Origin of the sequence: Marinifilum sp. JC120 (assembly GCA_004923195.1) — a bacterium.
Taxonomy (GTDB): domain Bacteria; phylum Desulfobacterota; class Desulfovibrionia; order Desulfovibrionales; family Desulfovibrionaceae; genus Maridesulfovibrio.
The window spans coordinates 39,583-53,717 of the sequence record RDSB01000024.1 but is presented as its reverse complement, the minus strand read 5'-3'; the positions used below and the strand labels follow the sequence as shown (position 1 = coordinate 53,717).

Here is a 14,135-nt window from a genome sequence, read left to right as displayed (position 1 = left end):
CTATCTTGAAATTTTTTATAACAGGAAACGCAGACATGCTGGGATCGGCTATGTCTCACCGGAGCGATTTGAGCAGGACTATTACCATAAACAACAACTAGCTGCTTAACCTAAAAATGGGGTGTCCGTTTTTTGTGTAGCATTTCATACATTACGGCCTATGTCACCAACCGGTTGATTCAAAAACACTCCTCAAGCTTCCGAACAGCCTCAGCATGCTTCTTGGCGTTCTTCCTCAGCTTCTCAATATTATGCAGCTTCCAAAGCACGGCAGGAAGTTGAGCGGCGTGAGGGATTTCCAGAAGTTCCCATTCAGGATTTCCTTTTTTGACGGAGAGCAGGAATTGCTTGTCGTCATTGCTTAGGCCTGACTTGATTTCTTGGACCAGCTGAGCGCGGGTGGCTTCCAGTTTTTCAAGGGCAACTTCAGTCTGTGTCATCCCCCGGAATTCTTTTTCATAGGCCTCGGCTAGGGGTTGGAAATTGGGATTCAGAATTTCCGACATTGGGCGATTGTGTCCCAGTAGATAAACGAGAAATGCCTTTCGGGTTTTCTCGGTCAGTCCTTCGGTGTCGAGAAGTTGGGCCACATCAAAAAGATCACGTGGATGTTGGCGATCGAGTGCAGCGCATATTTTACCACCGTATAGATCATGGATGGAAAGGCGGCGTACCTCTGCTGCCATTTCAAAGCGGCGTTCAACTTCCGGCTGTAGGTCCGAATATTCTGTCTCATATACTGTGCCGCGAATGGTGGCATTGGGTTCAATCTTAACCATTACCCCATCGTGTTTGATCAACACTTTAGGAGCGGCATTGTTTGGCGCGGTCAGATTTACTGCTGCGGCAGGCATTATTGTTTCCACCTGCTTTGCCAGTCGTTGCATGCTTTCTGAAATATCACGCAGGGCTGTCTTGCGGTCATTGATTGGGCAGTAGGCAAGGTCAATGTCTACGGACAGGCGGGGCAGATTCCAAAGGAAGAAATTCAGGGCTGTGCCGCCTTTCAGGGCGAGGAATGCTGAACCGTCCCCGTTGGGATGGTCATATTCAATCAGGGACAAGACTCGCAGCAGGATGCGTACCTGCTTTTCGTATTTATTCAAAACAGTTCCTCTTCATTGTTCTTGGGGACGGTGATGTTGAATTCTCTATCCAGCATGCCGTTTTTTACTATCTCGCGTTTGCCGGAGCCCAGTTGGATGCTGTCTCGTTTGATGCGGGAAAGCCAGCGGTGTCCACTTTCTCTGGCAAGGTAGAGGAATAGTCGTTTGGCCTTGATGCTGTTGCACTCTTCGAGCAGTGTCTGGACAAGCGTGGGCCGTAAAGTGCCGAGCCCTTGCATAAGTTGAAAAGCTTCATCGAAACCTACTTTTTGCGGTACGTGGTGCAGCAGTTCAAGTATGGCGCGTTCTGGGGAGGATATTTTTACCGTAAAAGTTCCAGCATCGTGTTCAGTGAAGCTGTCGGAGAGGTTGTCAGGAAATAGGGAGGTGGAAGTAAAGACGATCTTCTGTCCCCAGTCATATTTAGCAAACCACGCCGCCAGTTTTGTTTTGGGGGGAGCAAAAAGGAATATCTCTCGCTCCTGAGCTGAGACGTAGTGGGTATAGCCCTGAAGCTCAAGAGCAGTTCTGCCCCCGGCATGGATGAATGGCTTGTCTTTTTGCTGCAAGCTATGCAGACCGCCGAGCCAAGTGGGGCTGTCGTGTGATTTAGCATATGCGCCGCGACCAACAGAAACAAGCCAGCCTTGTTCCATGTATCCTTGGACAAGTGACTTGTTTATCTCCAGCTTTGCAAGCTCCTCGGAATTTTTTATGGTCCCGTTTGACCACTTCAGCATGAGTTGGTTTATTTTTGTTCCTCTTGTTTGGTCCATGCTGTACTAATTAGCGTTTATTTAAACTAAGGACAAGTGTTAAGTTTAAAAATATTTTAATTAGTAAGTGTATGGTGTTCTATATGGAGTAAAATTAAACTAAGATTGTCCTCATGAATCAAGGGATAACGGGCATTCCCGGCGCAAAAATTGATCTCCCGCCAGACAATTCGTAACCAGCAGGCCGTCAGGCTGATATTCATCTCGTAGTTCTAGTTGGTCTGCGTAATTCTGGGCTTGCTCATTTCTGCCGTTTGAAAGTCCGTTTCCTGTTTCCAAAACAACTTGGTGGAAAGGCATCCAGACCGGACGCTTTCCCAAGCCGGTCAAACTCACCGAGCGGACCACCGCTTGGCGGGTCTGCGACATCCGCAAACTCATCGAAGAACTGCCAAACTAAGGCGAAGCATAGATGTCTGACATGGCGTCTATGGCTTATGGAGGGGGCAGCTTGCTCCCTCCGCCTTCCTCTTTTCCGCATGGAGTGCTTTAGCCCAGCATCGAGGATTCTCTCGATGTTGCGGCTTCGGCCTACAATGTTCCGCTTGCTGTCCCGGCCATCACCTTTCTTGCGGTTATCGGGGCCACGGTGGGCAGAACTCGTGGCCTTGAAGTCAAGCCGAGCTGGATAACCCATCCGAACCTGTATTGGGCATTGGTGGCTAAATCCGGCACAGGCAAAAGTCCATGCTCTGCCGCGATCATGAAGCCGATCCACGAGAAGGACCAAGCTGTGTACCAGAAGCATAAGCAGGGACTTTTCAAATACGAGCAGGATTTAAATATCAGCGAATCTCAAAAAATCTCAACTGGTATCAATAAATCTCACGGAAAATCAGAAAAAATCAAAAATTCTCATCGACTGGGGGATAGCCCCATACGTTCAGCAGGGCCAGAAGTTCCTGCTTTTTCCAAAGGGCGTGAAAATTCATCCGAGGACAACCAAGCACGGCGACGCAGCACTATACATAGAAGAGTAGATTATGACCGAATTACAGCAGAGCTTATTGGATTTGATGAACCGGATCGAACGGGAGCAGTCCCGGCGGCTAGCCTCCCAAGACGCCAAGATAGCGGCCTTGGAGCAGGAAATACAAGGCTGCCGGGACTTGCAGAGCGAATTGGAGAGAGTTTTGAGCGAGTTGGAAAAATTGTTCGTTCGATGAAAAAGTTAATGTGGAAGTTTAAGAAAGTCAGAGGGCAGGGTGCTGGGCTTGGGATGTGATTGATTATGGTAGATTATTGTTTATTTTGATTTATTTTAGTGGAATAAACGAAAATCTACCATATTCATGCATGGTAAAGGATGAGAAACGAACATAAAGCCTAGTAAACGATTTTGTTCATAGGACGAACAAAACGGCACAATTCCGCCCACTCTCTTTTGCTCTATAAAGTGCCTTGTCTGCCGCTTCGATAATTTCCCCGGTTGGCTGGTTGATTGCCGGTGTGAATGTCGTCACTCCCTGACTTAAGGAAACTAGCGGTCCTGCTTCGGAAAAATCATGCGGAATAGCCTGTTCTGCCAGTTTATCACGGATATAGGCGGCTGTGCTCATTGCTTCTTCTGCATCAACATCCGGTAAAATAGCAGCAAATTCCTCCCCGCCATATCTGGCGATGAAATCTGATCCCCGTTGCAGGGACTGGGCAAGACAGCGTCCGACTTTTCTCAGACAGGTGTCGCCTTGTTTGTGGCCGTAGTTGTCGTTGTACTTTTTGAAAAAATCAATATCCATCATGATCAGTGATAATGGGGTTTTGTTCCGTATGGCTCGGGCCCATTCCCGGTCAAGAATTTCATCAAAGCGGCGGCGGTTGGGGATTCCGGTAAGTCCGTCGATGCAGGCCTGTTGCTCAAGCAGGTCGCGCATGCGTTTCAGTTCCAGATGGTTTTTGATTCGTGCCAAGGCGATGGGGATGCGAATAGGTTTGGTCAGATAATCCACTGCCCCAAGTTTCAGACCTTTTGTCTCGTCTTCATCTTCGGTCAGGCTGGTGGTGAAAATTATGGGAATATGCATGGTTTTTTCATCGGACTTTAAGCGGCGGCAAACTTCAAAACCATCCATATCCGGCATTAGAATATCCAGCAGGATGAGGTCGGTCCGTTTTGCCGAAACCTGCTTAAGAGCCTCTTTTCCATTCAGGGCGCAGATGCATTCATAATCTACTGAGAGATGCTTTTCCAATAGTCGGGCATTGAATTTTACATCATCCACGATCAGGATAGTAGGCTTATGCTTATCCATGATGCGCACCTCACTGTTAAGTTTATTCACGACAAATTATTACGCTCATGTTAATCTATCATTAGCTGAAAATTTAAACAACGTGGTGTTATGAATTTTGTGCTGGGTGATTTTGTAATCGGGGGGATTATGCGGACCTTTTTTCTCTGCCTGCTTAGCATTATTTTTCTGTCTGTATTGTTCCTGCTTAGTGGAGGAATCAGCTCGGCTGCTGATGTTTTAGAAGACAAAAAGCCCTCATTGCAGTTGACCCCGGAGGAACTCTTGTATCTGGAACAGCATCCCCGGTTGCGCGTCTCCAATGAAATGGACTGGCCGCCGTTTGATTTCAGGGAGAATGGTAAGTCCATGGGATTTTCTGTGGATTACATGAAGATATTGGCGGAAATTACGGGCTTCAAATTTGAGTTTGTTGGTGACCGTACCTGGGTTGAACTTTTGGAAATGTTCAAGCGGGGCGAACTTGATATCCTGCACCCCATCGGTAAAACCCCGGAACGTGATAAATATATCTTTTATGGCGATTCCCCGCTGATCCGGGCCGTTCTTCAATATATACCCGCAGGGAGAATCAGCATCTGCGCACCCTTGAAGATCTGAAGGGTAAAACTGTGGCTATGGGGGAGAGTTGGTCCGATACCGAGAATCTGAGGCAGCTCCATCCTGAGATAAGGATAAAAATTTATCAGAATATGCTGGGGATGCTTAAGGCAGTTGCTTTTGGCGATGCTGACGCAACCATCGGCAATATGCCGGCAGCCAATTATCTGATTGCTTCAGAAATGCTTACCAATATTGTGCCCACCGGTTTTGCGGTCCTGACCGATGAAAAAGGGGAAAGTTTATTTTGGGGAGTCCAAAAGGGTAACGTTATTCTGAAATCCATTTTGGATAAGGCCATGGCGGCAGTTCTTCCGGAACAGGTTCTTCAGTTGAAGCACAAGTGGTTTGGTGAATCCACCGGATCTTCCATAGGGGAAAGGGTCGCTCTTATAGAGCAGGAACGGAAATCTGATGCGAAAGGTTCTGCGCGTCTCCGATTGACCTGTGAAGAACAGGATTTTCTGGATGAACATCCGGTTATCAGGGTTCATAATGAAATGGACTGGCCTCCCTTTAATTACAATGTCGATGGAAAAGCGCAGGGGTTGACCATAGACATAATGAATCGCCTTGCGGAAATTGCCGGTTTCAAAGTCGAGTATATTCACGGATATACTTGGGATGTGTTGGAAAATATGCTTCGGGAAAAGAAGCTTGATGTCATGGGCAACATCATGCCCACCCCGTCGCGTGAGGAGTATATTCAATTTTCAGACGGATATATTGATGTGTTTCAGGGGGTTGCGGTTAAACGGGGTGATGAGGAGTTTATGAATCTTGATGCGCTTAAAGGGCAGACAGTTGCCGTTGTGCGCGGATTTTTCCATGTTGGTGTTCTGCGTGAACATTATCCCGAGATAAATCTCCTGCAACTTAGCAGTTCAGAAAATTGTCTACTTGCGGTTTCGCAGGGCAGGGCGCAAGCAACAATTGGGGCTCTGCCGATTATGGACTATCTTATCCGTGAGCGGTTCATCGCCGGACTGAGTTCCGCTGCCATTGAGAGCAATCCAACGTTCCGCTATGCCTCACTCGCTTTTGGGGTTCGCAAGGATTGGCCGGAATTATGTTCTATCCTGTCCAAATCACTGGAAGCGATGGGGCCCGGTGAACTCTCGGCAATCAAGAACAAGTGGCTGCAATCCGCAGAACCGTCGCGAAAGATCAATTTTACTCGCAGAGAGATGATTTACCTGCAGGATCGTGGTCCCCTTCGTTTCTGTGCCGACCCTGATTTCATGCCTTTTGAGGAAATTACTGATGACGGAGAGTTGAGCGGTATGGTTTCTGATTATCTGCAGCTTGTGTCTGACCGGATCGGGGTGTCTTTTACACTGGTCCGAACAGAAAGCTGGTCTGAAACCTTGCAAAAAGCAAAAGATCATGAGTGTGATTTGATTTCTCTTGGGGCTGTCAATTCGCAGCGTGAGGAATATCTGAATTTTACCGTTCCCTATCTGAAAACCCCCATTGTCATCGCTACTCGTCAGGATGAGTTTTTTGTGGAGTCTGTCGGTGCTCTTTCCGGAAAAAAAGTCGGTATGGTAGGTGATTATCCCTTTGCGCCAGGTTTCAAGACCGAGTACCCGGATGTTTTATTCATGGATGTGGAGAACATTGTGGACGGATTGAATAAGCTGCATAAAGGAGAGATTGATGCCTATATCGATTCTGCTAACGCCATAGGCTACTATATGCGCAAAGAGCATATTTACGACTTGAAGATTTCCGGTCAATTGAAATCCACATGGGATATGGGGATGGGGGTGCGCAAGGATGATCCTGTCCTTTTATCCATATTGGATAAGGCTCTTGCCTCCATATCAGAAAAAGAACGGCAGGCTATTGAGAATAAGTGGATCAAGATCCATGTTGAACGCGGCGTCAACATGGGCAAGATCAAAAAGTGGGCTATAGGTATCGGAAGCGGCGTGGCTTTGCTTTTTTTTGTGTTCACACTCTGGAACCGCCGTTTACAGAAGGAAATCGACAAAAGGCGCGAAACGGAAAAGAATCTCAGGGAGTCCCAGACCGCGACTTCTATTCTTTATCAGGTAGCTTCCACTGTAACCCGGTCCGGAGATTTGTACGAAACCCTTGCGGCGATTCATGATATTCTACTGGAACACATGAATGTCCCCAATTTTTTTGTTGGGTTGTGGGATGAGGATAAGCGGTCTCTGCATTTTCCAATTTATGTGGATCAGTTTGATGATCTGGAAGGACATATATTTGAAAATCTTGATCTGAATGATCCCTATGTTTTTTCATGCCGGGTAATTGCGCAACGTAAACCTGTGTTTTTGCGACAGGCTGATATAGCGAGCCTTGATTCGAAGTTCGCACTGCCAAAAGTCTGGTTGGGGGCCCCGCTTATGGTTGATGACCGGGTTATCGGCCTCATGGCTGTTCAGGAGTATGATACCCCGGACATGAAACGGAATAATGCCGTAAAAGATTTTGATGCACTTTCAAAGCTTGCACCGGTTCTGGTTCAGGGGGAAGGGGCTCCAAGTTCCATTTCCGAAAAGGATGCCGATTTGTTTGTGGCAGTATCTGACAGCGTTGCCGCAGTCATCAAGCGCAAGATGATGGAAGAGGCCCTAGCTTCGGCACGGGAGGAATTGCGTATGCTTTTTGAAAATCTGCCGGTGGGCATTTTTCAGAGTCATATTGACGGACGTTTACTCAGTGCCAATCCCAAAATGGCGGATCTTTTCGGATATGATTCACCCGAACACCTGTTAAGCGAAGTCACTGATATGGGGGGGCAACTCTATGTGAATTCCGAGGATCGTCAATATGTACTTAAAATATTGAAAGAATATGGATTTATTGATGGTTACGAACTGGCTGGTAAACGTTACGACGGCAGTCAGTTCTGGTGTTCCCTGAGTGCCCGGTTTCATTTTAACGAAGATGGTGAATTGAGTGCTATTGACGGTTTTGCTGTGGATATTACTGAACGCAAGACCATGCATGAAGCTTTGATTTTTGAGAAGGAGCGGGCCGAAGAAGCCACCCGCGCCAAAAGCGATTTTCTGGCCCGTATGAGCCATGAAATCCGTACGCCCATGAATGCTATTCTGGGTATGAGTGAGTTGCTGGCTGAAACCGAGCTAAACTTCGATCAGCTTGATTATGTGCAGACTTTGCATTCTTCCAGTGAGATCCTGCTTTCTATCATCAACGATATTTTGGATTTTTCCAAGATTGAGGCCGGACAGGTTGAACTGGAATCCGAACCTTTCGACCTTATCGACCTTGTGGAAAGCATAGGGCTTATTTTGGGAGTCAGGGCACGGGAAAAAGGGCTTGAGCTTGCTTATCGTGTGTCGCCGGAAGTCAATCGTTATGTTCTTGGGGATGTAACCCGCCTCAAGCAGATTTTAATCAATCTGGTGGGCAATTCCATTAAGTTTACCGACAAGGGACAGGTTGAGTTTTACATTGATCCGGGACCGGATGCCGAGGCCCCGGAACTGTTGCTCGTAACCGTGCGCGACACAGGCATTGGAATTCCCAAGGACCAGCAGGAAAATATTTTTGACAGCTTCACTCAGGCTGATACTTCCACTACCCGCAAGTTCGGTGGTACCGGACTGGGGCTTGCCATCAGCAAGCGTCTGGTCAGTCTGCTGGGCGGTGATATCTGGATTGAATCCGAGTCGGGCAATGGAGCAACATTTTATTTTACGGTCCGGCTGGAGTACACCGATGTTGTCCCTGCCAGTGGAACATTTTCCGAGAGTTTTCTGAGAAACAGGCTCGACGGTGTTTCCGTGTTGGTCGTGGACGATAATGCCACCAACCGTCTGCTGCTTCTTGATCATCTTACCCGTTGGGGAGCAGTGGTAAACCTTGCAGAAAGCGGAGAAGCTGCTTTGGAGGCCGTTGAAATCCACCGGGAACGTCCTTATCAGGTTATTTTTATGGATATGTTGATGTCCGGCTTAAGCGGGATGGAGACGGCAAAACAAATCAAGGAAATCTGGCCGGAACCTCCTCCTCATATCATAGTCAACACTTCACGCGATGTGTATGAGGACCGAATCAAGGCACGCGAGATAGAATTGGACGGTTTTTTGCCCAAACCGGTCAAGCGGGATGATTTAAGGCAGTTGTTGTCACGTATTCTGGGACAGAATGATGTCGGACAAAGTGTTGTTGCTTCTGTTATGACGGAAATGCTTCCGCCGTTAAAACTGCTTCTTGTGGAGGATATTCCCACCAACCGTAAGGTTGTGCACCAGTACTTGAAAAATAGTGAGGTGCAGATAACAGACGCGGAAAATGGTCAGGTGGCGGTGGACCTGTACATGGAATCCGGTGGTGGCTTCGACCTTATCTTCATGGATCGCGAAATGCCGGTTATGGATGGGATGACCGCAACTGGGGAGATACGCAAGTATGGCATGGATCGAACCCCAATAGTGGCCCTGACCGCGCATGCTTTCGGCAAGCATAAGGAAGAGAGTTTGGCTGCGGGATGTGACGATTTTATAGCCAAGCCGGTCAAGAAAAAGGAATTGCTACAGATTATACTCCGTCATACTTCCGGCTCTGATTTATCTGAGAGGAAAGAAACCCTTTCGGATGAACCTGATTTTATGAAATTCGAATCACCAATGGCCCCGGAAGTTATTCAGATTGATGCCGACATGGAAGACCTTGTTCCAGAGTTCCTTGAAGAGCTTGATGAGGCTATGGATGATATGTCCATGGCTTTGGAAAAAGCTGATTATGAAGATCTGCGCCGCTTGGCCCATGGCTATAAAGGTGCCGCCGCTAATTGCGGAATGAATGAACTGTCAGCAAAATTCAAAGAATTGGAAGACTATGCCCGCAATAAAGATGCAGGCTTGGCGCAGAAGAAATTGGGCGAAGTTCGTTCATACCTTGCTTCTCTGAGCATTGAGTATGTAAAAATGTAGGGGGGGATTCGAACTTGTGGGAAAAGTTGGTCGGTTGGGAATTTACCGTGTGTTCCTCTTATCCTTGAGCATTTTATACTGATAAAGATTAATTAATCTTTTAGTCTAATATGAAGCCAATTTACTTGTCATTGCAGCAGTCTTTTCGGGAGCGGTAGAGGGGTAGCGACCTCCAATTCATGTCTGCTTTAGTTCTCGCACTCATGGTGCATAACCGGCACAGTTGATCTCTCAATAGAGATATCGATGTCTTGGGTTGTTTCAACTGTATTACCGTCCGTGTTCCACGGATGCGGTTTTCATTCATGAGGTATCGAGCTGTGACCTTCAGCATCTGCAGGATCAAATTGGCATGATTCAGCGTCGTTTTCAGTTCCTGCGGAAAGGCTAACATTCTTAAAAGGCTATAAAAAAAGCCTGCTCATCCGAGCAGGCTTGAAAAATTAGGATAGCAAAAAGGTGAGTAAAATTTGTTAGCCACTGCTCTTTTTTTGCTATAACCTATTGAAATAATTGGCGGGCAATACAGGATTCGAACCTGTGACCTTCAGCTCCGGAGGCTGACACTCTATCCAACTGAGCTAATTGCCCGCGCAGAACGTTTTACTATCCATCACAGTGCTTATCTGTCAAGGAAAAACTCTTTTATTTCATTAGATCTTCATCCTCCTGAATGTGAATTCTATTATTCATATTCGGGAGATTTTTTTTGAACAGATCCGGCTAACTGAGATTCAGCGGTATGTGGGGTTCTGAAATTATGAATTATTTTCTTAAAGTAACATTTTGGTGTGCAAAAAACTTACAAATTATTGACTCAAATAGTTTTATTGAGTAATTTCGAAAATAACTTTTTCTAAACCGAGCAAAATGAACCGCAATTGTTCAATTGTGTTCACTTGTTGCTGATGGTTTTATCGGGTGTGTTTTATTTTCCTTTGAACATTTTGAGGTAGAGGGTGCTATGAAGGTCAAATTGTTGATTGGGGTTGGTATGTGCGCTGTTCTGGGTGCGATGTCGGTTTTTGCGGCGGCGCAGTTCGGAGCTGATTCGAAATCAATTATACAGATTGCAGCTGTAGTTGTTTTTGGGGTTGTTCTGCTGGGTGGTTTTTTGACTGTTCAGATGGTGTGTAAAGGAACTTCAAAAAAATCAGCTGCGATTGTCGGGTATTTGCAGGGTGTTGCAGAAGGGGACTTCAATTCCAATAAACCTGAATCCTGTGAGGGGGAATTCGGTCAGCTTGGTGAACAGCTCTGTACTACTATTGATGTTTTGAAAAAAAGGATCGGTTTTTCAGAAGGCGTGCTTAATGCCATTGCAGAGGCATATCCTTTTATGACTTGTGATGCGGAAGCAAAGGTCAATTTTGTTGGTAATAGGCTTTTTAATATTTCCGGTAAGAAAGGAAAACCTGAAGATTATTATGGTCTGACAACCGGTGGGTATGTTTACGGGGATAATTCTCGGAAAACCCGTACCGACCGTGTTGCGAGCGAAGGAATCAGGATTGAGGGCGAGACCTCTTTTGAAGGTGATGGTGGGCTGTACGAATTACAATTTTCAGGCGAGCCTTTTTATGATCTTGATGATAAGCTGTGTGGTGCGTTGACCATATATTTTGATCTTACTGAGGTGAAACAGCAGCAGCGGGAGATTCAGGAAAACGCCGAGCGTGTAGCAAATGTTGCTGCTGAACTTGTGGATATCACTGGGCAGGTCAATTCTGCTGCCGGGGTAATTGCTTCCCAGATTGAAGAAGCTTCCAGAGGAGCCGCTGTGCAGTCTGAGCGTATTACCGAAACAGCGTCAGCAATGGAAGAGATGAACAGCACTACCCTTGAGGTTGCGCGTAATGCCCTTGATGCAGCTGAGAATGCTACCTCCGCTGCGGATAATGCTCACGAAGGCCAGAATGAAGGTCGCAGATTGGTCGAATCCATAAAAACCGTGAATACGCATGCAACGAACCTTGGTTCTTTTATGAGTGATCTGGGTAAACAGACGGATTCCGTGGGCAGTGTTATCACAGTCATTCAGGATATTGCCGACCAGACCAACCTGCTGGCCTTGAATGCAGCTATTGAGGCTGCCCGTGCCGGTGATGCAGGGCGCGGATTCGCGGTTGTTGCTGATGAAGTCCGCAAGCTTGCTGAAAAGACCATGACCGCCACCGATGAAGTCGGTAATGCTATAAAGGCCATTCAGGATGGAGCACAGCGTTCCATTGACGGTGTTAAGCTGGCAAGTGATGCCGTGGGGCAGTCAACTGAAATTGCACACAGCTCCGGCCAGACTCTTGAAAGAATCGCTGAAATAGTGAACGGTACTTCTGATCAGGTCCAGTCAATCGCCACTGCGGCTGAGCAGCAATCTGCTACCAGTGAGGAAATCAACAGGGCAGTTGATGATATCAACTCCATTGCCTCACAGACAGCGGAAGGCATGCATTCAGCCAACGAAGCCAGTTCTGAACTGGTTAGAATGAGTGACGAACTTAACACTTTGATTAAACAACTTTCTTCCTAGTACGGTCCCGTACTCCATTGTCCGAAGCAGGCCGCATTGTTTATACAATGTGGCCTGCTTCACTTTTAAAGGGATGCAGTCTTGACCGGATAGTTGAAGCATTATATCTCGGCATAAATATTAAGCGAGGTGTTAGTTGCAGAATTTTAGATATTTCTTGTTTTTTATGCTTTTAGGACTTGCGGCGGGATGTACCTCTATTGATGTCATAAATGAACCTGTTCCCGATATTCTTGAGGCCGATAAAGTCTGCATCATAGTGCATGATGATACTAGAGAAACATTCAAAACAACGCTTAAAGAATGGTTAATAGAGCAGGGAGTTAGCCCTGACATTTATCCTCAAGATACTTCTGAGGATGTTTGTGAATGGACATTAAAATATGAGGGGCGGTGGTCGTGGATCGTTGCTCTGTATTTAGCTGATGCAAAGATTACAGCTTATCATGATGGAGATGAAGCCGGGCGCGCTTGGCTGAATGTAGGGAAATGGGATGGTTACAAATGGGAAGATGGGAAAGGGCGTATCTATAAATTGATGGATATGCTTTCCGGTAAGGTGGACCATTACGAGCTGCCCATGAAAAAGAAAGATTTGGAAAAATAAGATTATTTGAAATCGTACGAATGAACCGTCTCGTTTCACGAAGGGATGGTTTTTTATTGCCTTAAACAGTGAGGGACATACTCAGATGTGTTACTCTTGATATGAGATCTATTTAATCTCAGCAAGGAGAGTCGGTATGGCAGTCAGTTGGGGAGTCAAGATCAGAGTATTTATTCTTTTTATTCTGGGATCAATTTTGTTTTTTCCGGGGGCGTTGCTGATTGTTTCCGGATTTTTAGAGCCGGATGCTGCCTCAGATGACGCGCTGGCCATGTTCTTCATGGGCGGATTGCTTAGTTTTTGCGGTCTGCTGATCTGGTGGGTGATGCGCAAAATGTATCGTCGGGGCAAGCGTAGGGCAGCTTATATACGTACGCAGGAAGATGAAGGCATGATGATGGGAATGGGCATGGCCCATATGCACAATATGGCTGCAATGAATGGTATGGATGAGCAGGTAGATGCAAGCTCCGTTGATACTGATATTGATTCCGGTGCAGATTTCGATTCCGGGGGTGATTTTGATATTGGGGATTGATCAGCGGGATTTATTTAACAGCTGCGCGTAAGCATGGGCTGTGAGTCCGTAAACACTTTTGAACTGGCGGTTGAAATGCGAAAGGTCGTAGAAACCGCATTCGAGCATTACTGCGTATAATTCCTTCCTTCTATCAAGGAGTTTCTTGGCTTGCTCTGTTCTACAGCTGAGAAAAAACTGATAGGGCGAGAGTCCCTTTATGGCTTTGAACTGGCGGATGAAGTGGAATTTAGACATTTGCACTTCCTTGCAGATTTCATCCAGCTTAAGCGGCGCTTCGAAACTGTCATACATCATTTCAACGGCGCGATGCACGGCTTTGTAGTTTCGGGGCACATTTCTTTTTTCAATGGTATTTGCCGCCCGGTCTATGACGCTCATGATCAGTTCATTGGTTAGCATGTCGCCTTTTCCCGATTCAATGGAACGGGTCAGATTGATTATGTTCGCGGCCAGTTTCTGATCATTAATTATCGGGGTTGAGAACTTTAACACGTCTTTTCTGCCGGATACTTTTTCAAACAATTTCCGGGGAATGTATGTCATTACATATTCCAGACCTGTCTCGTCCCCGGAGCAGCCGTCATGTAGTTGTTCCGGGCTGAAAAGCATGATTCCGCCCGGTTTTGAATAAAGCATTTCACCTTCCAGCCAGTATTTTTGAATTCCGTTCAGGGTTACTCCGATGGCGTATTCTTCATGGGAGTGTTTCCTGTACTTGAATTCATCAAATCTGGCCGAAAGTACGGTCAGGTCATCATGATGTGTGTAGTTGAATTCCCGCATAGC

The 14,135-nt window shown here is 46.5% G+C and carries 11 protein-coding genes and 1 tRNA gene; 7 read left to right on the top strand and 5 right to left on the bottom strand.

Annotated features, from left to right (window positions below; translation table 11 throughout):
- Positions 1-179: 179 nt before the first annotated feature.
- Both D0S45_18355 and D0S45_18350 read right to left on the bottom strand, forming a co-directional pair.
- The gene (locus tag D0S45_18355) at positions 180-1,106 is read right to left on the bottom strand and encodes a nucleotidyl transferase AbiEii/AbiGii toxin family protein (protein TIH12400.1); all 927 of its coding nucleotides are present in this window, start codon (positions 1,104-1,106) and stop codon (positions 180-182) included.
- Complete coding sequence (locus D0S45_18350) at positions 1,103-1,882, bottom strand: hypothetical protein (GenBank protein TIH12399.1); 780 nt, start codon at positions 1,880-1,882, stop codon at positions 1,103-1,105. Before D0S45_18350 ends, D0S45_18355 begins: the two co-directional genes overlap by 4 nt.
- Before the next feature lie 247 nt (positions 1,883-2,129).
- Here D0S45_18350 and D0S45_18345 point away from each other — a divergent pair, with 247 nt between their 5' ends.
- Together D0S45_18345 and D0S45_18340 are read left to right on the top strand one after the other, a co-directional pair.
- Complete coding sequence (locus tag D0S45_18345; GenBank protein ID TIH12403.1) at positions 2,130-2,282, top strand: AlpA family phage regulatory protein; 153 nt, start codon at positions 2,130-2,132, stop codon at positions 2,280-2,282.
- 99 nt (positions 2,283-2,381) lie between these two features.
- On the top strand, positions 2,382-3,107 hold the full coding sequence (locus D0S45_18340) for a DUF3987 domain-containing protein (GenBank protein ID TIH12398.1): 726 nt from the start codon (positions 2,382-2,384) through the stop codon (positions 3,105-3,107).
- A gap of 118 nt (positions 3,108-3,225) precedes the next feature.
- Here D0S45_18340 and D0S45_18335 read toward each other — a convergent pair whose 3' ends face one another.
- Entirely contained in the window at positions 3,226-4,134 is a 909-nt protein-coding gene (locus tag D0S45_18335; protein TIH12397.1) for a diguanylate cyclase, read from the bottom strand.
- Positions 4,135-4,224: 90 nt separating this feature from the next.
- Here D0S45_18335 and D0S45_18330 point away from each other — a divergent pair, with 90 nt between their 5' ends.
- Positions 4,225-4,734 (top strand): hypothetical protein, encoded by a 510-nt coding sequence (locus D0S45_18330; GenBank protein ID TIH12396.1) that lies wholly within the window; start codon positions 4,225-4,227, stop codon positions 4,732-4,734.
- A gap of 11 nt (positions 4,735-4,745) precedes the next feature.
- Entirely contained in the window at positions 4,746-9,671 is a 4,926-nt protein-coding gene (locus tag D0S45_18325) for a response regulator (GenBank protein ID TIH12395.1), read from the top strand.
- Between the two features lie 514 nt (positions 9,672-10,185).
- Here the strand turns inward: D0S45_18325 and D0S45_18320 are convergent.
- Positions 10,186-10,262: transfer RNA gene (locus D0S45_18320), tRNA-Arg, on the bottom strand.
- A gap of 298 nt (positions 10,263-10,560) precedes the next feature.
- Between D0S45_18320 and D0S45_18315 the strand changes: the two genes are divergently transcribed.
- From D0S45_18315 to D0S45_18305, 3 genes are all read left to right on the top strand, one after another.
- Complete coding sequence (locus D0S45_18315) at positions 10,561-12,201, top strand: methyl-accepting chemotaxis protein (protein TIH12394.1); 1,641 nt, start codon at positions 10,561-10,563, stop codon at positions 12,199-12,201.
- A 166-nt stretch (positions 12,202-12,367) separates the two neighbouring features.
- A complete protein-coding gene (locus D0S45_18310) occupies positions 12,368-12,808 on the top strand; it encodes a hypothetical protein (protein TIH12393.1) in 441 nt (146 codons plus the stop codon).
- A 136-nt stretch (positions 12,809-12,944) separates the two neighbouring features.
- Complete coding sequence (locus D0S45_18305; protein TIH12392.1) at positions 12,945-13,346, top strand: hypothetical protein; 402 nt, start codon at positions 12,945-12,947, stop codon at positions 13,344-13,346.
- Here the strand turns inward: D0S45_18305 and D0S45_18300 are convergent, their stop codons facing one another.
- Positions 13,347-14,132: an AraC family transcriptional regulator gene (locus D0S45_18300; protein ID TIH12391.1), complete on the bottom strand. Its 786-nt coding sequence runs from the start codon at positions 14,130-14,132 to the stop codon at positions 13,347-13,349.
- Positions 14,133-14,135: the final 3 nt, after the last annotated feature.